The organism is Streptomyces guryensis, assembly GCF_021261325.1.
GTDB classification, from domain to species: Bacteria; Actinomycetota; Actinomycetes; order Streptomycetales; family Streptomycetaceae; genus Streptomyces; species Streptomyces guryensis.
The window spans coordinates 223,141-243,226 of the sequence record NZ_JAJSBI010000006.1; the positions used below are offsets into that span (position 1 = coordinate 223,141).

Sequence of the window (20,086 nt, forward strand, 5' to 3'; positions counted from 1 at the left end):
GGTGTGACGAACCCCGCTCAAACGATCGATCAAACAGGGATTAACATATGAGCGCCGCCTAGCTCGAAAGATGGATCTGTGACTGTCAACGACGACTCGTTCACCAACTGGAAGACCCGCGAGGAGATCGCGGAGTCGATGATCCCGATCATCGGGAAGCTGCACCGCGAGCGGGACGTGACGGTCCTGCTGCACAGCCGCTCCTTGGTGAACAAGTCGGTGGTCAGCATCCTCAAGACGCACCGGTTCGCCCGCCAGATCGCCGGCGAGGAGCTCTCGGTCGTCGAGACCCTGCCGTTCCTGGAGGCGCTCACCGCGCTCGACCTCGGTCCCTCGCAGATCGACATCGGCATGCTCGCGGCGACGTACAAGAGCGACGACCGCGGTCTGTCGGTGCAGGCGTTCACCGCCGAGGCTGTCGCGGGTGCCACCGGCGCCAACAAGATCGAGCGCGGCGAGGGCCGTGACGTCGTCCTGTACGGCTTCGGGCGCATCGGCCGCCTGGTGGCCCGCCTGCTGATCGAGAAGGCCGGCTCCGGCAACGGTCTGCGGCTGCGCGCGATCGTGGTGCGCGGGGGCGGCGGGCGGGCCTCCGAGGATCTCGTCAAGCGGGCCTCGCTGCTGCGCCGGGACTCCATCCACGGTCAGTTCCAGGGCACGATCACGGTGGACGAGGCGAGCAGCACGATCTTCGCCAACGGCAACGCCATCAAGGTGATCTACGCGAACGACCCGTCCGAGGTCGACTACACCGAGTACGGCATCAACAACGCCATCCTGATCGACAACACCGGCAAGTGGCGCGACCGCGAGGGTCTCTCGCAGCACCTGCGTCCCGGTGTCGACAAGGTCGTGCTGACCGCGCCGGGCAAGGGCGACGTCCCGAACATCGTGCACGGCGTCAACCACGACACGATCAAGCCGGACGAGCAGATCCTGTCGTGCGCGTCCTGTACCACCAACGCGATCGTGCCGCCGCTGAAGGCGATGGACGACGAGTTCGGTGTGCTGCGCGGCCATGTGGAGACGGTCCACTCGTTCACCAACGACCAGAACCTGCTGGACAACTACCACAAGGCCGACCGCCGGGGCCGTTCCGCGCCGCTGAACATGGTGATCACCGAGACCGGCGCGGCCTCCGCCGTCGCGAAGGCACTGCCGGACCTCAAGGCGCCCATCACCGGCAGCTCGATCCGCGTCCCGGTGCCGGACGTATCGATCGCGATCCTGAGCCTGCGGCTCGGCCGCGAGACCGACCGCGAGGAGGTCCTCGACCACCTGCGCAACGTGTCGCTGACCTCGCCGCTCAAGCGCCAGATCGACTTCACCACCGCTCCCGACGCGGTCTCCAGCGACTTCATCGGCTCGCGCCACGCCTCGATCATCGATGCGGGCGCCACCAAGGTGGACGGCGACAACGCCATCCTCTACCTCTGGTACGACAACGAGTTCGGCTACTCCTGCCAGGTCATCCGGGTCGTCCAGCACGTCTCCGGGGTGGAGTACCCGACCTTCCCGAGCCCGGCGGCCTGACCTCGGTGAACCGTCCGGTCAAGGGTCGGCAATGACCGCTTGACCGGACGCCTCCGGGGAATGAATCCGGCCACAGGGGCGGGTCATCACGCTGGAGGTGCCGTGACCACTTCGTCGGAACCGCGGGTGTCAGGCCTGGAGATCCGCTCCATCGACTACGTCCCGCTGGACGAGCGCCACGGCAAGCTGTGGCACCTGGGCCCCCTGTGGTTCATGTCCAACGCCCAGATCGCCACACTCGCGGTGGGTCTCATCAGCATCACCGAGGGCGGCAACCTCATCTGGTCGCTGATCGCGATCGTGGCGGGCACCGTCCTCGGCACCTTCTTCATGGCCTTCCACTCGGCCCAGGGCCCGCAGCTCGGACTGCCGCAGATGATCCAGTCGCGGCCCCAGTTCGGCTATGTGGGCGCCCTGCTGGTGTGGCTTTTCGCCTACGTCCAGTACGCCGGCTTCAACGTCTTCAACACCATCCTCGCCGGTGAGGCGATGCACACCACGGTGCACGGCGGCGTCAAGCTGTGGGTGGCCGTGGTCACCGTCGTCGCCCTGGTGATCGCGCTGGTGGGCTACGACGTCATCCACCGGGCCGAGCAGTTCCTGACGTACTCCTTCCTGGTCGTCTTCGGCATCTTCACGGTGGGCGTCCTGGTCACGCTGCACTACCCGGCGGGCTCCTTCGACCTCGGCGCCTTCAAGGCCACACCGTTCCTCGCCCAGTTCGGCGTGGTCGCCGGCTACCAGATCAGCTGGGCCATCTACGTCTCCGACTACTCGCGCTACCTCCCGCCGGGCGTGACCGTCCGCAAGACCTTCTACTGGACCTACTTCGGCTCGGCGCTGGGCGGCATCTGGCTGATGGTCCTCGGGGCGCTCCTCGCCGCGTGGGCGGGCAAGGACTTCGAGACGATCAAGTCGATCAACGCGGCGGGCGACAAGGTGTTCAGCGGGTTCGGCGCGCTGGTACTGCTCTTCGCCGTCCTGGGCCTGGTCTCCGTCACCGCGCTGAACATGTACGGCGGTTCCCTGACCCTCATCAGCGCCATCGACTCGATCAAGCGCGTGCGGCCGACGCTCGGCGTGCGGCTCGTGACCATCGGGCTGACCGCCGCGCTCTCCCTGGTCGGCGCACTGGCCGCGACCTCCAACTTCCTGGCGAACTTCAACAACTTCCTGCTGCTGGTGCTCTACCTGTTCATCCCGTGGACCGCGGTCAACCTGATGGACTACTACGTGGTGCGCCGCGGCCACTACGCCATCGCCGAGATCTTCAACCCCCGTGGAATCTACGGCCGTTGGGGCTGGCACGGCATCATCGCCTACCTGGTGGGCTTCGCCGTCATGATCCCCTTCTTCTCCGTCGGCACCCTCTACATCGGCCCCGTCGCCCACGCGCTGGACGGAGCCGACATCTCCCTGTTCATCGGACTGCCGGTCGCCGCGGCGCTCTACTGGGTGCTGAGCCGTTCCATCGACGTGGACGCCGAGCAGCGGCTCGCCGAGGCCGAGGCGGAGGCGCTGGAACAGGCGGCACACGAGCACCGCGAGCCCTGACCGCGCCCGGGAAGCAGCGGCCCGTCCAAGACGGCCGGGAGATGTGACCCAGACCATAAGGAGAACGATGCCGTTTCGCTAGCCGGGAGGGCTACTCTGATCTCCAAGTGAACGAAACCGTTTCGTTTAGAGGCGGGAAGGACAGACATGGTCTCCGTACTCATCGTCAACGACCAGTCCCTGCAACGCGTCGGCCTGCGCATGCTCCTGGCCGCCGAGCCCGACCTGACCGTGGTCGGCGAAGCGGCGAGCGCAGCCGAGGCGGTCGGCATGTGTTCCGCGCTCCGTCCGGAGGTCGTCCTGCTGGACAGCCGCCTCGCCGGTACGGACGACATCGAAGCCATCCGGCGCATCGCACGCCCCGCGCACCTCCCACGGTTCCTCCAGGCCCCCGAGGCCACCACGGCCGGCGGGCCCCCGCCCCGCGTACTGGTCCTGACCTCGACCACTCACGAGAGGCACGCCTACGCCGCGCTGCGCGCCGGAGCAGCCGGTTTCCTCCTCACGAACGCCGCTCCGGACGAACTGACCGCGGCCATCCGCGTGGTGGCCGCCGGAGACGCCGCGATCACTCCGACCCTGACCCGCGCGCTCATCGACGCCGTCCGCGAGCAGCCGACCGTCCGCCCCGCCGGGCAGGAGGCCGGACTGGACACCCTGACCGAACGCGAACGCGACGTCCTCGCGGCGGTCGCCTCCGGCTGGTCGAACACCGAGATCGCCGTCCGGCTCTCCATCGCCCCGACGACGGTGAAGTCCCACGTCAGCCACATCCTCGCCAAGATCGGCGCCCGCGCCCGCGTCCAGGCGGTGGCCTTCGCCTACGAGTCCGGGCTGATACGGCCGGCAGCCTGACGCCCGGGGAGTGCGCGGGTGGCCCGGCTCGGGGCGTTCGGCGGCGGCTGTCTCCGCGGGCCGTCAGCAGCGAGGGCGAGACGAGGAGGACGGTGCGGCGCCGTCGGCGGCGGCGAGGTACTGGGAGGAAATCCGGTACACACCAGGCTCGTCGACGGTCAGCCGGGTGAACTCGCCCTGCTTCCGCAGGCAGCCGCCTTCGGCGTGCAGCCACGGCGAGTACGCCACCTTCACGCTCACCGAGCCGCGCCGCCGCATCCGCACCTCCAGCCCGGCGTCCGAGGCGCGGACCACGGCGGCGGGCGGCGACATCACTGGCACTGCGTCTCGCACCCGGTACACCTGCCAGTGCGCATCGCTCCACACCGGCTCCAGCCAGGCCGGCCGACCGCGCACCGGGCTCGCCTCCGCCTCCCCGTACCGGTCGGTCTCGGCGTCCGGCAGTACCACGAAGCCCACGGCCCACCCGTTCAGCCAGGCCCGGTACGTCTGCGCCGAGAACGTCCCGTCGTAGAAGAGGCGGCCGCGCTCCATGTCCACCGAGTCGCCGTGCCGGGCGGCGAACCGTGCTCATGTCTCCTGGGCCGCGAGGTCACCGCCGCCGTTGGCCAGGAAGAACGCCCACACGAGATACGGCGGCAGCATCGTCACGGTGGCCAGTAGCGGCACACGGCAGCTCCGGAATCGGGCGAGGGCCGGCGGCACGGTCCGCCCCGCTCGCGAGAAGCGTCCTGCTGGGGCGCGGCGACCAGTTCGACAACAGCGGTCATGGGGGGCGACAACTTCGTTCTGGGATGGGCCGGCCCGAGCGACTCCAGGCTTGCCTCGACGCACGGCGGACCGCCCCGCGGAACACGCGTCCGCGCTGCTCAGGGCCGCCTCGGCGGATCTCTGAATTCTTTGCCGCGGCCGTCGCCCTCGACATCGGCCGTTCGGCCGAGCCGACCGCCCCGCGGCGTTGCAGAACCGGCTGTCCGGCGGAGGCATCGCCCCTGTTCCGCCCCTATGTCCCGGTCGTGCGTCTCGGAACTCCCGCGGAATTGTCCGTGATAAGTAACAGGCGGATCCCGGAGCAACCTTTCTCCGTCCTGACAGATGCACAAGAACCACCGGGATGACAGGGGCGGGGCAGACATGGCGCGGCATGGCGGGCGGGGATGGTACGGCCGGGTATTCGCGGCGGCGGTCGGGGTGACGGCGGTGGCGGCGGCCACCTCGGTGTGGACCGCGCAGGCCGGCCCCTTCAGCGAGCAGCACTCGGGCGCCTCGGCGCACCGCTCCTCGGCGGCTGCCGGTGCCGGCCGGAAGCCGGTGGCGGTGAGCATCGTCCATGCCTCGGACCAGGGCGCGGAGGGCGTCAACATCACCATTGACGACGGGCCGGACCCGGTCTGGACCCCGCAGGTCCTGCAGGTGCTGAAGGACAACGGTGTGAAGGCCACCTTCTGCATGATCGGCACTCAGGCCCAGGCGCACCCGGACCTGGTCAAGGCCGTGGTAGCGGCCGGGCACCGGCTGTGCGACCACACGGTCTCGCACGACACCACCATGGACAAGAAGCCCAACTCCTACCAGTCCAAGGAGATCCTGGACGCCGCCTCCATGATCACCAAGGCTTCCGGGGGCGTCCGGCCGCTGTACTACCGGGCCCCGGGCGGCGCTTTCACGCCCTACAGCAGGCAACTCGCCGCCTCGCAGGGGATGCGGCCGCTGGGCTGGAACGTGGACTCCAAGGACTTCGAGCGCCCCGGCACCGCCGCCATCATCGCCACCGTCAAGAACGAGCTCTCCAACGGCCCGACGATCCTCTTCCACGATGCCGGTGGAGACCGTTCCCAGACCGTGGCGGCCCTGCGCGAGATCCTGCCGTGGCTGAAGCAGCAGGGGCATTCCTTCGGCTTCCCGGTGCGCTGAGCGCCAGCCGGCCAACGGCCTCTCGCGCCTCAGAGCTTGGCGCCGAAGTCCTGCGTCCACCACGGCCCGCCCGACCCGTTGTGGACGCCCACGCCGATGTCCTTGAACGAGCAGTTGAGGATGTTGGCGCGGTGGCCGGGGCTGTTCATCCAGGACTCCATGACGGCCGCCGGCGTCTGCTGCCCCTGAGCGATGTTCTCCCCGTACGTGGACCAGTTGTAGCCCGCGGCGGTGATGCGCTGCCCGGGGTCGGCGCCGTCCGGGTTCGTGTGGTCGAAGAAGTGACGGGCGGCCATGTCGTCGGAGTGGCCCTGCGCGGCCTTCTCCAGTCGCGGGTCCTCGGTGAGCGCACCGCAACCGTTCGCCGCCCGCTCCTTGTTCACCAGCGCGACCACCTGCGTGACGGTGTCCGACGGCGCCGACGACGCCTCGGTCGTGCCGGTCTGCGTCCGGGACGGGCGAGCGGACGGGCGGGGAGCCGGCGCGTCCTTCTTCGCGGGGTGCGGGGTCTTCGAGGCGCTCGCCTTCTTCGTCGGTGACGCCGACGGAGAAGGAGACGTCGAGGCCGGCTGAGGAGTCTCGACGGCACTGGATTCCGACAGGTCCGCGACCGGGGCGCCCGCGGTCCGTCGGGCGCCCGCCCCTTCGCTGCCGGTACCGGAATCCGTGCCGAGGTACAAGAGGCCGCCGCCCGCCACACAGGCCGCCACGACCGCACCGCCGACGGCCCGGCGCCGGATGCGCCGGCGTCGGCGCGCCTCACTCCGGGAGGTCGTCCGGCCGCCTGCGGTACGCCGTCCGGCTCCCGGGCCCGATCCGGTACGGCTGCCGGAGCTGCTGGAGCTGCTGGAGCTGCTGGAGGGCAGGGTGCCCTCGCCGGTCACGACCATCCCGGCCTCAGCCATCCCTCCGCAGGCGGCGCGCACGCCCGCCAGCAGCGAGGGCGCCACAGCGACCAGGGCCAGCCCGGCCAGCAGTCCCTCCACGGGCAGCAGCCCGCTCCACAGCCCGGTGCACCGCCCGCAGCCACGGGCGTGCCGGGCTATTCGTTTGCGCCACAGCGCCGCGGGCCGGCCGTCCCAGGTGCCCAGCATGCCGCGCAGTTCGAAGCACGGAGGCTGCGCGTCCAGCGCCCGCACCACCACACGGGCCGCCTCCAGCTGTGCCTTCATCCGCTGCACCCGTACCGCGGTGTGCTGCGGCGACAGCTCCAGGGCTGCGGCCACCTCGGCCCGGGTCAGCTCACCGGCGCACTCCAGCCACCACAGCGACAGCAGGCCCCGGTCGTCCGGCTCCAGCCAGCGGGTGGCGCGCGCGGTCTCCTGGCGCTGGCCGGAGAGCTGCAGCCGTACGAGGGTCAGGTCCACGAAGTCGGCGCCCGGATCGGCGAGTTCCTCGGCCTCCTCCACGGCGCCCGGGGCGATCTGGCGGCCCTGCCAGTGCTTGCGGACCTCGTTCATCGCGATCGCCACGAGCCAGGAACGGAAACTCTCGGGAGTGCGCAGGCCGCCGAGCCCGTCCAGGGCCCGCAGCATGGTCTCCTGCACCACGTCGTCGACATCGACCGAGCCGTTCAGCGCCCGCCCCACGATGTTGTAGACCAGCGGGAGGTACGCACTGACCAGGGCGTCCTGAGCCTGCGGGTCGCCCCCTCGGGCAGCGGCCACCAGTGCCACCGGCTCCACCGTGCGCTGTGTACCCATGCGAAGTTTCCCGTCCTTGACGCCGAACGATCCTGCCCGATACCCGGGAGACCGGTGGGTGGGTCTCGGATAACAGTTCTTCGGACACATGCTCCACGGGACGTTCACAGCACCAGACAAGAACTTCGCTGTCAACCACACGGTGCGTGGGGGGGCGCGTCAACCAATGACAGCCGAGGGAATGTCCCACTTGGAGGCGCTGGGCATGATTGGCTACCTTCCGTTGCGTATGTAGCTCATTGCCCCTTCCGTGGAGGAGAAGTTGACGTCCATGAGGAACGTTGCAGCCACCCTGGCGATCGCTGTTACGGCGCTGGCCGGTGCGTCCGTGACGGCCGACGCGGCAGGCGCGTCCAGCGATGCCCAGGCCCAGGCCACCAACGTTGACGGGCGAACCATCCAGGAGAGCGCCCCACTGGAGCACTCGCTGTTCGACTTTGTGCAGCCCGCCTCGTCCCCCGAGGAGAGCGAGCTGGGGGTGGCTTGCTTCAATGGGCGCACCGACGGCAACCGCAACGTCTACCTGACCTGCGACAGCCACACGTACCCCGTGTATGTGGACTGCACCGACGGCCGCCATGAGTTCCGGCGCTCCTACACCGGCCGGTGGGACTTCCGTCTGACGTGCCCCGAGGGAACACGAGCGGTGTCGGGTGGCAGTTGGTTCGGGCACGCGTAGTGCATAGCTGATCATCTCGGCAGGGCTTGCTGGGCGGGAAGCGTCCGTCCCAGGCGGGCGATCGGGGACAGCGCCATCAGCACAGGCGACAGCAGCATGCCCGCGGCTGTCAACAGGAGGCAGTTGCGCGTCCCCGACGCCTGCGCGAGAAGGCCGCCGAGCAGCGAGCCGAGCGGGGTCAGCCCCATGCCGACAAAGTTGATCGTCGCGGCCGCGCGGCCTTGCATTCCGTCCGGAGTGACGGTCTGCCGGACGGCCATGACCGTGACGTTCACCAGCTGGCTGAAGGTCCCGAAGACGAAGTTGACCGCGACGAGCGCGGGAACCGTCACCACGGACGAACCGTGCAGTGCGGGCACGGCCAGGAACACTCCGTCGCCGAGGGCTGCCGCACACACGAGAACCACGCCGTATCCGAAGCGGCCCGGCAGGCGGGCGGCCAGCAGCGAGCCCAGGAGCGCACCGGGCCCCGTCGCCGCGAGTGCCAGCCCGACGGCGCTGCCCGACAGGTGCAGGTCGCGTGGCAGGAACAGCAGATAGACCGTCATCACCGCCGCGAAGAAGAACTGGAAGGCCGCTGATGCGAGGCACACGGTCCGCAGCGAGGTGTCACCGGCGACAAAGCGAACGCCCTCGCGGATGCGCTGCCAGACCCTAGGAGGATCTTCAGAGAGTTCCGGGACGGATTCGATCCGACGGATCCGTCGGATCGACAGGAACGACAGTGTGAAAAACACCGCGCTGGAGGCGACGGCGATCGGCGCCGACAGCACGGACACCAACGCACCGCCGAGGGCGGGGCCGCCGATCTGCGCGGCGGACCGACTGCCCTCGAGCGCGCTGTTGCCCCGTACCAACTGATCGCGTTTCACCAGCCGTACCAGCGACGCCTGGTATGCCAGGTCGAAGAACACGGACAGAGCCCCGACGGCGAAGGCAACCGCGAGCAGCGTGGGCAGGCGGAGCCAACCGAGGAGACCGGCCACGGCGGCGGCGCCCAGTGCCAGGGCCCGACCGGCGTCCGTCAGCACCATCACCGTGCGGGTGCGCCATCCGTCCACCCACGCGCCGACGAAGAGCGACAGCAGCAGGATCGGCGCCTGCCCCACCGCGCGCAGGGCGCCCAACTGGCCGGCATCGGCGTGAAGCGTCAGAACGGCGAAGAGCGGCAGAACCACCAGACTTGCCTGTTCGCCCAGTTGGGAGGCTGCCTGGCCCACCCAGAGCCGGCGGAAGTCATGGTCCCGCCACAGGCTCGGTGGAACAGGCCGACCGGAATCGGACACGGCGGCGGAAGAGAACGGCACAAGGACCCCTCGGATGACCGAAGACAGGAAGGCTCGCTGTGCCGCGCATCAAGGGCAGCACGCGATGACTGGCCGCTGCTCACGGCCTCGGCGTCAACGCGTGCTCGGACGACCGACCATGTCTGCACTCCTCGGGGGTCACTCGCTGAGGGAACACTGACTCCCGCTCCGCGGGGCAGGAAAGGCAATCGACGACTCCCGGCCAAGGGAGGTCTCAGGACCTTCGGGAACGGGATCCGCCGGGAGTACCTGCCCCAGAAGCCGGCTTTCGGTCCGGGTATGACTCACATCCGGGATCTCAGCACGTCGACCTCACAGCCCGGCGCGAAGGCGTCGAAGCCGTGCTCGATCAGCCAGCGAACGATCAGCAGACTTCGCAACGACCACCACGCGTGGATCACATCGAGGTCGAGGTCGGTGTCGGTGCCATAGCCGGCGATCACGTCGTCGAGGTGCTCCTCGTGCCCGAGCGTGAAGGTGGCGAGGTCGTACAGCGCGTCGCCCCGGCCCGCCTCGGACCAGTCGATGATGCCCGTGACCTCGTCGCCGTCGACGAAGACATGCGCGATCTGCAGGTCGCCGTGCGTGAACGCCGGAGTCCACGGCCGGAGCGCGGCCTCGGCCACCTGGCGGTTGCGGGTGACCAGGTCGGCGGGCAGGACGCCGTCCGTCACGAGCAACTCGCACTCGGCGTCGAGTTCCGCCGCCAGCGCGACGCTGCTCCGGCCGGCCCGGCCCAGCCGGGCCGGCAGCGGCGCGTCGTGCAGCTGCCGGATGGCGGCGCCCGCCGCGGCCCACGCCGCCGGCGACCCGGTCGACGGCCCGCCGAGCCGCCCGAGCGTCGTCCCCGGGAGTGCGGCCATCGCGAGCACATGCGGCTTGCGCCACAGGACCTCCGGGGTCGGGACCGGCGCCAGGGCCATCGCCTCTGCCTCGACGTCGATACGCGCCTGATCGGCGTCCACCTTCAGGAACACGTCGCCGACGCGCAGAGTCGCACGCTCGGAATGGGCGACGACGACTTCGACCTCATCCATGGGCGACCAGTATCCCCGGGATGAATGCCCACGTCGCCGGGTTTATCGCGTGCGATGAAGCGGCTGGCCGCGCGCCGCCACCCGACGCCCTCGTGCACGACACCGACCTCTGACCAGGCCAAGCCCACCATTTCTGCCACGAGTCCTGAAGGCGGGCTGCGAGTCGGCGCATATCGTCGACATATCGAAAAGCGCATACGGGCCGGCAACAGCCTGCTGCCTTGACTGGTGGAATGACTCGGACCCCACCATCGGCACACGCGACGAGCCGCCGCCGGATCTACCGGCCGCTGGTCGTCGGCCCGGTAGTCGTCATAGCGGTGATCGCCGCGGCCTTCGGCTACCAGGTGCGGAAGTCGTCGTCCTCCTCGTCCCTCTCGCCCCGGTCGGCCGCATTACCTTCGGGCGCTCAAAGCAGTGAGCACAGTGGCGCGTTGGGAGAGGCCGACGGTGTCGTCCCCGACGGCGTGACGCTCTTCGACGACGCGGTTCCGGCGGTGGCCAAGCTCGATCCGGGCCTGCTCAAGGCCCTGCGCCGGGCGGCGACGGCTGCCGCGGACGACGGAGTCCGGTTCTACGTCAACAGCGGCTGGCGTTCCCGGGAGTACCAGAATCAGCTTCTTCGCCGGGCGGTCGCCGAGTACGGGTCCGAAAACGAGGCCGCCCGATGGGTGGCCACCGCGGTGACGTCCCCTCACGTGTCGGGGAACGCGGTCGACCTCGGGCACCCCGACGCGACGGCGTGGCTGTCCGAGCACGGTGCCGAGTACGGGCTGTGCCAGATCTACCGGAACGAACCGTGGCACTACGAGCTGCGCCCCAGTGCGATCGATCGTGGCTGCCCGCCCATGTATGCCGACCCCACCGAGGACCCGAGGATGCAGCGATGACCGGCAGTGAGCGAGGACAGACGATGGCGCAGGTGGACACGGCGGAGACCGGACAGGGCTGCGCCGGTCGCGGGGACACCGGCTCCGGTACCTGGCGCACGCCGATCGGGCGGGCGATCCGCATCGTCTCCCGGCAAGGGCCCTGGAAGCGCGGCCCGGTCCTCGCGGCACTGGGGCTGCTGCTCGGCCTGCTCATGCTGCTGCACGCAAGGATCCCGAACCGGATCGGGAACCTCGGCAGCCTGGTGGAGACCTTCCTGCCGTGGTTCGGCCTGTTCATCCCGGTGCTGCTGGCCGGGGCCGTGTGGCGCCGCTCCATCTCCGCGGGGGTCGCACTGCTGCTGCCGGTGACGGTGTGGCTGCACCTCTTCGGCGGGATGCTCAGCGACAAGTCCCACCCGGGCAGCGACCTCACCGTGGCCAGCCACAACGTCGGCGCCGACAACCCGGACCCGGCCGGCACCGCCCGTGACGTGGCCGCCTCAGGCGCGGACGTGCTGGCCCTGGAGGAGATCACCCCGCAGGCCCGGGGCGCGTACGAGAAGGGACTGTCGAAGGCGTACCGGTACCACACGGTGCTGGGTACGGTCGGGCTGTGGAGCAAGCTGCCGCTGTCGGACACCCGGCCCGTCGACATCGAGACGGACTACGGGCCGCTGGCGGCCACCAAGCCGGCCGACGTGAAGCTGGTCGACAACCGGGCGCTGCGCGCCACGGTGGCCACGAACCGGGGCCCGCTGGCGGTGTATGCGGCCCACCTGGGTTCGGCACGGGTGAATCCCAGAGGGGGCTTCACGACCGGCTCGCGGGACAGGAACGCGCAGGCGCTCGGCAAGGCCATCGCCGCCGAGCGGAACCAACGCGTGGTGCTGCTCGGCGATCTGAACGGCACCATGGACGACCGCGCGTTCACCGGCATCACCTCGCAGATGCGCTCGGCCCAGGCTGCGGCCGGGGACGGCTTCGGATTCAGCTGGCCGGCGACGTTCCCGGTGGCGCGGATCGACCAGATCCTGGTGCGCGGCGTGGAACCGGAGAGCTCGTGGGTGCTGCCGGCCACCGGCAGCGACCATCTGCCGGTGGCGGCCGGAATCAGCTGGTGAACACGGCGCAGAAGGCCGGTCTTCCTACACTGCGTTGCGCGGCCGCCGTACCGCCCCCGGCGACCGCACGACGAAAAGCCGCACCGACAGTCCGAGATCACCCCGCCTGAGAGGACATCCGTCCATGGCACCGGACCGGCAACACCGCCTGAGCGAAGAGACTCAGGCGGCAATCGAGGAATTCCTGCGCGGTCACGGCGCCGACCAGTTGCCGCATCCGGGCGGCACGCTGCTCGCACACCTGCTGCGCGTCCAGGGGCTGCTGGCCGTATGGGAAGCAGGCCCCGCCCTCCAGGCCGCGGGGCTCTGTCACGCGGCCTACGGAACCGATGGCTTCGCCCCGACGCTGCTCCCCCTCACGGAAAGGGCGACGCTCGTCGCCCTGATCGGTGAACCGGCGGAGGCGTTGGTGTATCTGTACGCCGGCTGCGACCGCGCCACGGTCTACCCACGTGTCGACGGCACCACGGCGGTCACCTTCCGGGACCGCTTCACCGGCCGCGAGCACCACCCCTCCCCTGCCGCACTACGGGCGTTTTTCGAACTCACCGCCGCCAACGAACTCGACGTACTGACGCACAACGCGGAACTGGCCAAGCAGCACGGCCCGGGACTGTACGGCTTCCTCAAACGTGCAGGCCCGCTGCTGTCCCCTGCCGCTCGGGACGCCGTCGAGCGGCAGTTGGCACCACTGCCGTAGGGTCCGCCGCCGCGGTCATGTGCCAAGCCGCTCAGACAAACGCGCCATCCGTTCGTCCCAGGGAAGCTCCCAGAGCGCCTGGTGATGCCGCCGCCTGGCCAGAACAGCGGGATGCTGTGCGCTGTCCGACGGGAGGGCCTGGCGGAGGTCCACCACATGCGGGAATCCGGCGAGGTCCGGGGACTCAGGTGTGAGTTGCTTCCGTGACGGTCTGACCTGTGGCATCAGGTCCTTCGCCAATGACTGCACCGCCTCATAGTCATCACGGTCCTCACCGACGATCTGCTGCGCCAGCGCGAAGGCGATCGGGGCCCGTTGGGCGGGGTCGTCGTCCAGTTCCTCGATGAGAACGACCGCGTCGTGCGTGCGTCCTTGGGCCCGTACGGCAGCCATCTCCTGCGCGAGCGCCGGGGTCATGCCTTCGGCCCAGATGATGATGGTTTCCGCGAGGGTGACCAGATGAGTGACCGTCTCGAACCAGCTGTCGTTGGAGAGGTAGAGCTGGGCCTGGGCCAGGGGTTCTCCGTGGAATCGCCAGGAGTCGAGTTCCAGCCCCGCCGATTGCGAGGTGGCCACCTGCACGATGGGGACCTCGCGTCCCAGCTCTCGTACCACGTGGTCGCCGCGGCGCTGATAGGTGAACGTCTGAACCTGGTGGAAGCCACGTCCACCCGTGTCATCCGACCCCGGCTGACGGACCGTCCACTCCAACAGACCGAAGTTGCGCAGAAGCAGCGCGAAGGGCTGTCCACAACAGCACCAGCGCTTCACTTCGCCCACCGACCTCCTGTGCCGGTGCTGCGCGGCGCGGACGAGTTCCTTCGCCTGATGGCGCTCGCGTCTCCTGTCCCAGCGGTTCGCGGCAGGCCTCGTCAGCGACTCCGCGGTGAGGTTCGCCGCGCGGCTCGGGAGTTCGACGGCGCGAAGGATGCGGCGCGCGTACGCCCCCCGGGCGAAGTACTCGGTGTCGAGCTCCTCGGCCACGGTGGCGTCGACAGCCAAGCCGTTCCACTGCGCTGTCGCACCGGCGAACCTGTCGTCGGCCGCCGCGTCCTCCCCCAACAGCAGGTGGACCAGGCCGATGTGGAAGTGCGCCTGCGCGAGCCGCCAGCGCAGAATCACGTCCCCGCTGCCCGACCAGCGGTGGAGGAGTGTGCGCCACGGCTCGGCCTGCTGCCTGATACCCCGGTCTCCGTCGGCCACCGGGGCCGTGGCGGTGAGGAAGGCTCCATGGGCGACCGCTCGGCACGCCGCTCGCTGGATCGCCAGGTGAGCCTGTGGGGCGACCTGGTCCGCCGCCCGGTTCAGGACCGCGACGGCACGGGCCGGGCCGTCGTCGTGCGATGCCAGTGTCACGGCCACGTCGGCCAGAGCCACGAGCGCGGGCACCGCCACATCGGCATCGTCATGACCGGCGTACAACTCGGCGATCCACTCAAGGACGGCAAGGCCGTCACCGGTTCGCTCCAGTTCGGCAAACCGCCGCACCAGCAGGAACAGGAACTCTGCGCCCTCCTGCGGGGAACCACCGGCCCGGGGAAACACGAAGTCCACGAGATACCGGCGGACGGTGCGCTGTGCCGCCCTCTCGTCGGGGACGCGTGCCAGTGCCTCGTCCCAGCGCGCGATCACGGCCTCGATGCCTTCACGGACCTGTTCCCATGAGGCATCGCTCGGATCTTCCATGGCCACTGGACAACCTCCGGCCGCTGATCCCTCTGACGACAACCGAGCTCGGACAGCATCAGTAAGTGTGCATGAACTCCGCTGTCCGACAGGAGGGTTGAGGCCTGGCGTGTGCAGGGCGGAGATATCGAACTCGGCCGGTGATCCTGCCGTCCTCGTGGACCGTGAACCATGCCGGTTGCTCCGTCCGCCGAGAGGGCGGGCGGAGCAACCGCGTGCATTGGCGGAGAAGCCTCAGCGCGTGGCTCGTGCCGCCTTCTCTATGACATCTGCGACGAGGCCGGGATGTGAGACGGCCACCGAGTGGGAAGCGGCGACTTCGGTGGTGTGGGCGTGGGCACGCCGGGCCATGAAGCGTTGTACGGCGGCGGGGATGTTGAGGTCCTGGGTGGTGACGATGTCCCAGGTGGGCTTGGACTGCCAGGCGGAGGCGGTGGCCTTCTCCTCCAACGCGGCCTGCGCGATGGGTCGTTGGGCGGCGGCCAGCAGGGCGGCCTGGTTCGCCGGGACATCGGCGGCGAACTGGTGACGGAACTTGTCCTGCTTGATGTAGAGGTCGGTTCCGGTGGTGCCGTCGGCATTGGTGTAGGGAACGGGGTCGAGGGCGCCCGGGAGAGTGGAGCCCGGGTACTTGTTCGTCAGACCGAGGGCGTTCTCACCGGGGCCCGGGAGGAAGGCCGCGACGTAGACCAGGGCCTTGACCTGGGGGTCGCCGGTGGCGGCCTGGCTGATGACGGAGCCGCCGTAGGAGTGCCCGACAAGGACCTCGGGGCCCTTGATGTGGTCGAGGACCGTGCGCAGGGCGGCGGCGTCGCTGTGCGGACCGCGCAGCGGGTTGGCTGCCGCGACCACCGAGTAGCCGTCGGCGTGCAGCCTCTCGATCACACCGCCCCAGCTGGAGCCGTCGGCGAAGGCGCCGTGTTCCAGGACGATGGTCGGCCTGGCCCGCCGGTCCGCCGCCTCCGGCCGTGACGCGCCGTTCGCGGTGACGGCGAACGTACCGACCGCGACACCCGCCATGGCCGTCACCGCGGCAGCCATGACGAACCGCCGTCCGCGCACACGCTTCGTACCCTTCTCGCTCTTCACCGAAGTTCCCCCTTCCCGGAGGCCGTGGCCACGTTGATCGTGACGGGGATGTTGTCGCGGGTGGCCTTGGAGTACGGGCAGATCTGGTGGGCGGCCTCGGCGAGTTCCCGGGCGGTGTCCTCGTCGACGCCGCCGAGCGTGGGGTTGAGCGTGGCGGACAGGGTGAACTCACCGTCGTCGCCGTGCGTGAGCGTGATCTCGGAGGTGATGGCGGTGCTGGTGAGCGTGATCCTGCGGGTGGCGGCGGCACGGCGCAGCGCGCCGAGGAAGCAGGCCGCCCATCCGGCGGCGAGGAGTTGTTCCGGGTTGGTGGCGTTGCCTGCGCCGCCGAGTTCCTTGGGGATGGCGAGGTTGTGGTCCAGGAGGCCGTCCTGCGAGCGGACGGTGCCGCCGTTGCGGCCCTCACCGGTGACGTCGACGACGGCTGTGTAGCTGACTGCCATGACAGGTTCCCCATCTTGGGTCGGGATGTGTCGGGAAGTGGTGGGAAGGTTGCTTGAGACGTCTGATGCCGGGGCGTCGATCAGTGCCGGCGCGGTGGTACGCAGTGGAAGCTGTCCGTGTCGGCTGGGGCGCCCTGGCCGTTGTAGTGGGAGATCAGGGGGTAGCGGCACAGGTCGCGGGTGAGTGTCTGGCCGGAGGCGTTGGTGAGGGACGCGGTGAGTGTCCCGGGTGCCTTGCCCTGCTCGACCCACTTGGTCAGAGCGGCGAGGTCGTCCACCGTGCCCTTGAGCGCGCAATGGGCCGTACCCGGAGCGAGGAAGAGACGGTAGAAGTCGTCGACCCGGTGTGAGCCGCCCAGTTTCCGCACGACGCGTTCGCGGTAGTCCACAGTGCCCTGAGTGGGGATCAGCTGGTCGGCCTGACCGTGGTAGGTGAGGAGCTTGCCTCCGGCGTCACGGAAGGCGGACAGGTCCGGGTCATCCGTGCCGATGAGCTTGTCGTACTCGTCCTGGGACTGCCTGAACACCTGCGTGAACTGGTCGTACGTCAGCTTCGAGGTGTCGAAGGAGGGCTGCTTCTTCACCCAGGACGCGACCCAGGCGGCTGGTACGGAGAACGGGGCGTCGCCCGCGAGATACGTGAAGTCGGCGCCGACCGGCAGGCCGTACCACAGCCTCTGGCCCGACGCGGTCCGCGGGCCGTCCCAGATCTTGCGCACCACGGCCGCATCGGCCGCCGTGACGGTCTCCTCCTTGCCGGCGCAGACGACCTTGGTGCCGATCAGGTGGCGGGGATCGTAGTCGCACCGCTCGGGGTCGGAGACCAGTCCGTCCTTGATGCCGTCGAGATTGTCGCAGGCGTTGAGGGCAGCCTGGTTGAAGGCGTTGAACTCGCAGCTGCTCGGGCGGGTCTTCGTCTCGTTCATCACCACCTGCGGCCACAGTGTGGCGACCTCGAACTCGTCCCAGTTGACGGCGGGGGCGTCGGCGAGGATGCCGTCGAAGTCGTCGGGGTGTCGCTGGGCCTCCATGTAGCCCTGGCGTCCGCCGGTGGAGCAGCCGTTCCAGTAGGAGTAGGCCGCGGCCTTGCCGTAGACCTCGTCGACGACCTGCTTGCCGACGAGCGCCATCTCGTGCTGGGAGCGGTCTGCGAAGTTCTTCAGCAGCGCGGTGTCGACCCGCCCCTCGCTGTTCAGCGCCCAGCCGGTGTCCAGGACGTCGCCCACGCCCGCATCGGTGGTGGCGGCGGCGTAGCCGTTCTTGACCGCCGTACCCAGGCCGACGCCGTTGTCCCCGGCCGCGTAGGCACTGCCGCCGAGCGCCTGGAAACGGCCGTTCCACGCCTGCTCGGGCAGCCATGTCCGCACGTTGGCGTGGTCGCCGTCGCCGGGATGGGTGAGGGTGACGGTCACCTCGCAGTAGGCCGGTACGCCGGAGACCGAACCGCCCAGAATGCCGGTCCCGTTCACGGTGCCGCCCGCCTGGCGGGTCGTCGTCACGGACTCCACCGCGGTACCGGCCGGGGCCTGCACGGAGACGGTCGAGCAGTTGAAGGGGGCGGCGGAGGTGTCTCGGCCGGCCGCGGAGGCGCCGGCCGGCAGGCACATGGTCGCCGCCAGCGGCACTCCTGCCGCGAACAAGGCCAGAAGTCGTCTCATTGGTTTTCGCTCCGAGTTCAATTCCTACAGCCCCAGGTCCAGGGCCAGGCACGAGTAGTACTTCCAGGAGCCCGCGGGGTCGTACGAGGCCGTCGCCCCGCCGCTGCGGTCGGCTTCCACCTCTTCGGTCATCTCCTCGAAACGGATGCGCTCGGGAAGGCTGCCGTACCGGGCGCGCCGTACTGCCGAGGCGGGGTCCGTCGTGGATTCCTTGCTCATGGCCGCACTCCACTTCTTCATCAGTACCTCTTCGTCGGCCACCACCGGCCGCGTAACCACTCTGACAGGTGACGTCCACCCCCACAAGTCTCGTCACTCTTCAAATCGGTTACTCATATCTCCTCGTAACCCCTTTGACAGGTGATGCTCGCTGTGCCAGAGTCACCCTGCCGTGGAACTCGTCGCGGTCGCACGGAACTTGCCCCGCTGAACGGAAGGCTTCAGATGATCAACAGGCGTACCTTCAACACGGCCATGGGCCTGGGCACGGGAGCAGCCGCCGTCTCACTGGCCGGCCTGCAGGGAGTTTCGAGCGCCACCCCGGCCTCCTCGACCGCACCGGGCACTCACACCGCCTTCCCCCCGCTGAAACAGGTCAAGGCCGGTCTGCTGAACGTCGGTTACGCCGAACTGGGCCCCGCCCACGGCCCGGCGGTCATCTGCCTGCACGGCTGGCCGTACGACATCCACAGCTACGTCGACGTCGCTCCCCTGCTGGCGGCCGAGGGCTACCGCGTGATCGTCCCCTACCTCCGCGGTCACGGCACGACGCGCTTCCTGTCCTCCCGCACCTTCCGCAACGGGCAGCAGTCGGCGATCGCGCTGGACATCATCGCGCTGATGGACGCTCTGAAGATCCACAAAGCGGTGATCGCCGGCTTCGACTGGGGCTCACGGACCGGCGACATCCTCGCGGCGCTGTGGCCCGAGCGCGTCAAGGCCCTGGTATCGGTGAGCGGTTACCTCATCACCGACCGCAAGGCCCAGCTCGAACCGCTCCCGGCGGCCGCGGAGCACACCTGGTGGTACCAGTTCTACTTCGCCACCGAACGCGGCAAGAAGGCCATGGAGGACCACGACCACCGCCTCCAGTTGACCCGGCTCGTCTGGGATCTCGTCTCCCCGACCTGGGACTTCGACGACGCCACCTTCGCGCGCACCGCCGCCGCCTTCGACAACCCCGACTACGCCGCCGTCGTCATCCACAACTACCGCTGGCGGCTCGGCGTCGCCGACGGTGAAAGCCGCTACGACCGCTACGAGGAGAACCTGGCCACGGCACCGCCCATCGCGGTGCCGGCCATCACCCTCGACCCCGAGAAGGACCCCTTCACCCTGCCCGGCGACGGGTCCGTGTACCGCGACAAGTTCACCGGCAAGTACGACCACCGGACGCTGACCGGCATCGGCCACAACCTGCCGCAGGAGGCGCCGGCGGCCTTCGCCAAGGCCGTCGTCGACGCTGACCGCCTCTGACGGAGGAGGTCAGCGCACCGCACGCCCTGAACCTGAAAGGGAATACGACACCGCGCGCTCCTGCTTGTGGCGGCGGATCCGCCCCTTCGCGACAAGTGATTCGAGGGCGTTGCGCACGACCTGCGGAGTGGGCGCGCGGTCCGGGTGCCGCTGCACCAGCTCGTCGCGTAGGACTCTCGCCGACCTCGGCTGGTCGTGGGTGCCGAGAAGTTCGACCAGGAGCTCTCTGAGCTGCTCGGGCCGGGATGGGGGCTGGTGCCGAGGCGGGGGCTCGGGAGAAGGATTCGTCTCCTCGTACCGTTCGGCGAGCTTAAGGATGTCCATGAGGAGGGCTTCCTCCTGCTTCAACATCTTGGCCTTCTCGGCCAGTTCGTTCTGTCGGCGGCGGTTCTCCGCGAGATCCGACACGGCTTGTTCGACGTATCGCGCTCGGAGTGAGGCGGTTGATCGACTACTCAC

At 69.3% G+C, this 20,086-nt stretch carries 19 protein-coding genes; 9 read left to right on the forward strand and 10 right to left on the reverse strand.

Annotation, left to right across the window (positions count from 1 at the left end; genetic code table 11):
* Nucleotides 1-78 precede the first annotated feature (78 nt).
* From LJ657_RS14990 to LJ657_RS15000, 3 genes are all read left to right on the forward strand, one after another.
* Nucleotides 79-1,533: a glyceraldehyde-3-phosphate dehydrogenase gene (locus LJ657_RS14990; protein ID WP_232649087.1), complete on the forward strand. Its 1,455-nt coding sequence runs from the start codon at nucleotides 79-81 to the stop codon at nucleotides 1,531-1,533.
* Between the two features lie 102 nt (nucleotides 1,534-1,635).
* Nucleotides 1,636-3,087 carry a purine-cytosine permease family protein gene (locus LJ657_RS14995; RefSeq protein WP_232649088.1) on the forward strand — a complete coding sequence of 484 codons (1,452 nt, stop codon included), beginning with the start codon at nucleotides 1,636-1,638 and terminating at the stop codon, nucleotides 3,085-3,087.
* A gap of 147 nt (nucleotides 3,088-3,234) precedes the next feature.
* Complete coding sequence (locus tag LJ657_RS15000) at nucleotides 3,235-3,942, forward strand: LuxR C-terminal-related transcriptional regulator (RefSeq protein WP_232649089.1); 708 nt, start codon at nucleotides 3,235-3,237, stop codon at nucleotides 3,940-3,942.
* A 63-nt stretch (nucleotides 3,943-4,005) separates the two neighbouring features.
* Here LJ657_RS15000 and LJ657_RS15005 read toward each other — a convergent pair whose 3' ends face one another.
* Entirely contained in the window at nucleotides 4,006-4,476 is a 471-nt protein-coding gene (locus LJ657_RS15005) for a DUF8823 domain-containing protein (RefSeq protein WP_505016518.1), read from the reverse strand.
* 600 nt (nucleotides 4,477-5,076) lie between these two features.
* Between LJ657_RS15005 and LJ657_RS15010 the strand changes: the two genes are divergently transcribed.
* Nucleotides 5,077-5,856, forward strand: coding sequence for a polysaccharide deacetylase family protein (locus LJ657_RS15010; RefSeq protein WP_232649090.1), 780 nt, complete (start codon nucleotides 5,077-5,079; stop codon nucleotides 5,854-5,856).
* A gap of 29 nt (nucleotides 5,857-5,885) precedes the next feature.
* On the opposite strand, the gene LJ657_RS15015 is transcribed toward LJ657_RS15010, so the two are convergent.
* Nucleotides 5,886-7,559, reverse strand: coding sequence for a sigma-70 family RNA polymerase sigma factor (locus LJ657_RS15015; protein WP_232649091.1), 1,674 nt, complete (start codon nucleotides 7,557-7,559; stop codon nucleotides 5,886-5,888).
* Between the two features lie 271 nt (nucleotides 7,560-7,830).
* On the opposite strand from LJ657_RS15015, the gene LJ657_RS15020 reads away from it, so the two are divergent.
* Nucleotides 7,831-8,238, forward strand: coding sequence for a hypothetical protein (locus LJ657_RS15020; RefSeq protein ID WP_232649092.1), 408 nt, complete (start codon nucleotides 7,831-7,833; stop codon nucleotides 8,236-8,238).
* Nucleotides 8,239-8,249: 11 nt separating this feature from the next.
* Here the strand turns inward: LJ657_RS15020 and LJ657_RS15025 are convergent, their stop codons facing one another.
* On the reverse strand, nucleotides 8,250-9,491 hold the full coding sequence (locus tag LJ657_RS15025; RefSeq protein WP_232649235.1) for an MFS transporter: 1,242 nt from the start codon (nucleotides 9,489-9,491) through the stop codon (nucleotides 8,250-8,252).
* A gap of 338 nt (nucleotides 9,492-9,829) precedes the next feature.
* Nucleotides 9,830-10,582 (reverse strand): phosphotransferase family protein, encoded by a 753-nt coding sequence (locus LJ657_RS15030; protein WP_232649093.1) that lies wholly within the window; start codon nucleotides 10,580-10,582, stop codon nucleotides 9,830-9,832.
* Nucleotides 10,583-10,815: 233 nt separating this feature from the next.
* On the opposite strand from LJ657_RS15030, the gene LJ657_RS15035 reads away from it, so the two are divergent.
* From LJ657_RS15035 to LJ657_RS15045, 3 genes are all read left to right on the forward strand, one after another.
* Nucleotides 10,816-11,472 (forward strand): M15 family metallopeptidase, encoded by a 657-nt coding sequence (locus LJ657_RS15035; protein WP_232649094.1) that lies wholly within the window; start codon nucleotides 10,816-10,818, stop codon nucleotides 11,470-11,472.
* A complete protein-coding gene (locus tag LJ657_RS15040) occupies nucleotides 11,469-12,575 on the forward strand; it encodes an endonuclease/exonuclease/phosphatase family protein (RefSeq protein WP_232649095.1) in 1,107 nt (368 codons plus the stop codon). The genes LJ657_RS15035 and LJ657_RS15040 overlap by 4 nt, the downstream gene beginning before the upstream one ends.
* A gap of 124 nt (nucleotides 12,576-12,699) precedes the next feature.
* Nucleotides 12,700-13,275, forward strand: coding sequence for a DUF6817 domain-containing protein (locus tag LJ657_RS15045; RefSeq protein WP_232649096.1), 576 nt, complete (start codon nucleotides 12,700-12,702; stop codon nucleotides 13,273-13,275).
* A gap of 15 nt (nucleotides 13,276-13,290) precedes the next feature.
* Here the strand turns inward: LJ657_RS15045 and LJ657_RS15050 are convergent, their stop codons facing one another.
* From LJ657_RS15050 to LJ657_RS15070, 5 genes are all read right to left on the reverse strand, one after another.
* A complete protein-coding gene (locus tag LJ657_RS15050) occupies nucleotides 13,291-14,961 on the reverse strand; it encodes a hypothetical protein (RefSeq protein ID WP_232649097.1) in 1,671 nt (556 codons plus the stop codon).
* Nucleotides 14,962-15,195: 234 nt separating this feature from the next.
* A complete protein-coding gene (locus LJ657_RS15055; RefSeq protein ID WP_232649236.1) occupies nucleotides 15,196-16,002 on the reverse strand; it encodes an alpha/beta fold hydrolase in 807 nt (268 codons plus the stop codon).
* 44 nt (nucleotides 16,003-16,046) lie between these two features.
* Complete coding sequence (locus tag LJ657_RS15060) at nucleotides 16,047-16,493, reverse strand: Ohr family peroxiredoxin (RefSeq protein ID WP_232649098.1); 447 nt, start codon at nucleotides 16,491-16,493, stop codon at nucleotides 16,047-16,049.
* Nucleotides 16,494-16,573: 80 nt separating this feature from the next.
* Nucleotides 16,574-18,151 (reverse strand): tannase/feruloyl esterase family alpha/beta hydrolase, encoded by a 1,578-nt coding sequence (locus LJ657_RS15065; RefSeq protein ID WP_232649099.1) that lies wholly within the window; start codon nucleotides 18,149-18,151, stop codon nucleotides 16,574-16,576.
* A gap of 24 nt (nucleotides 18,152-18,175) precedes the next feature.
* Nucleotides 18,176-18,370, reverse strand: coding sequence for a hypothetical protein (locus LJ657_RS15070; protein ID WP_232649100.1), 195 nt, complete (start codon nucleotides 18,368-18,370; stop codon nucleotides 18,176-18,178).
* Between the two features lie 225 nt (nucleotides 18,371-18,595).
* Between LJ657_RS15070 and LJ657_RS15075 the strand changes: the two genes are divergently transcribed.
* Nucleotides 18,596-19,627, forward strand: a complete 1,032-nt coding sequence (locus LJ657_RS15075) for an alpha/beta fold hydrolase (RefSeq protein WP_232649101.1) — start codon at nucleotides 18,596-18,598, stop codon at nucleotides 19,625-19,627.
* A 9-nt stretch (nucleotides 19,628-19,636) separates the two neighbouring features.
* On the opposite strand, the gene LJ657_RS15080 is transcribed toward LJ657_RS15075, so the two are convergent.
* Nucleotides 19,637-20,086, reverse strand: coding sequence for a hypothetical protein (locus LJ657_RS15080; protein WP_232649102.1), 450 nt, complete (start codon nucleotides 20,084-20,086; stop codon nucleotides 19,637-19,639).

What these genes read in the sequence shown, in the direction of transcription:
- LJ657_RS15035 (WP_232649094.1), top strand. Translation starts at nt 10,816, where the DNA reads ATGACTCGGACCCCACCATCGGCACACGCGACGAGCCGCCGCCGGATC.
- LJ657_RS15075 (WP_232649101.1), top strand. Translation starts at nt 18,596, where the DNA reads ATGATCAACAGGCGTACCTTCAACACGGCCATGGGCCTGGGCACGGGA.
- LJ657_RS15060 (WP_232649098.1), bottom strand. Translation starts at nt 16,493, where the DNA reads ATGGCAGTCAGCTACACAGCCGTCGTCGACGTCACCGGTGAGGGCCGC.
- LJ657_RS15010 (WP_232649090.1), top strand. Translation starts at nt 5,077, where the DNA reads ATGGCGCGGCATGGCGGGCGGGGATGGTACGGCCGGGTATTCGCGGCG.
- LJ657_RS15045 (WP_232649096.1), top strand. Translation starts at nt 12,700, where the DNA reads ATGGCACCGGACCGGCAACACCGCCTGAGCGAAGAGACTCAGGCGGCA.
- LJ657_RS15020 (WP_232649092.1), top strand. Translation starts at nt 7,831, where the DNA reads ATGAGGAACGTTGCAGCCACCCTGGCGATCGCTGTTACGGCGCTGGCC.
- LJ657_RS15030 (WP_232649093.1), bottom strand. Translation starts at nt 10,582, where the DNA reads ATGGATGAGGTCGAAGTCGTCGTCGCCCATTCCGAGCGTGCGACTCTG.
- LJ657_RS15005 (WP_505016518.1), bottom strand. Translation starts at nt 4,476, where the DNA reads ATGGAGCGCGGCCGCCTCTTCTACGACGGGACGTTCTCGGCGCAGACG.
- LJ657_RS15015 (WP_232649091.1), bottom strand. Translation starts at nt 7,559, where the DNA reads ATGGGTACACAGCGCACGGTGGAGCCGGTGGCACTGGTGGCCGCTGCC.
- LJ657_RS15055 (WP_232649236.1), bottom strand. Translation starts at nt 16,002, where the DNA reads ATGGCTGCCGCGGTGACGGCCATGGCGGGTGTCGCGGTCGGTACGTTC.
- LJ657_RS15065 (WP_232649099.1), bottom strand. Translation starts at nt 18,151, where the DNA reads ATGAGACGACTTCTGGCCTTGTTCGCGGCAGGAGTGCCGCTGGCGGCG.
- LJ657_RS15070 (WP_232649100.1), bottom strand. Translation starts at nt 18,370, where the DNA reads ATGAGCAAGGAATCCACGACGGACCCCGCCTCGGCAGTACGGCGCGCC.
- LJ657_RS15040 (WP_232649095.1), top strand. Translation starts at nt 11,469, where the DNA reads ATGACCGGCAGTGAGCGAGGACAGACGATGGCGCAGGTGGACACGGCG.
- LJ657_RS15000 (WP_232649089.1), top strand. Translation starts at nt 3,235, where the DNA reads ATGGTCTCCGTACTCATCGTCAACGACCAGTCCCTGCAACGCGTCGGC.
- LJ657_RS15050 (WP_232649097.1), bottom strand. Translation starts at nt 14,961, where the DNA reads ATGGAAGATCCGAGCGATGCCTCATGGGAACAGGTCCGTGAAGGCATC.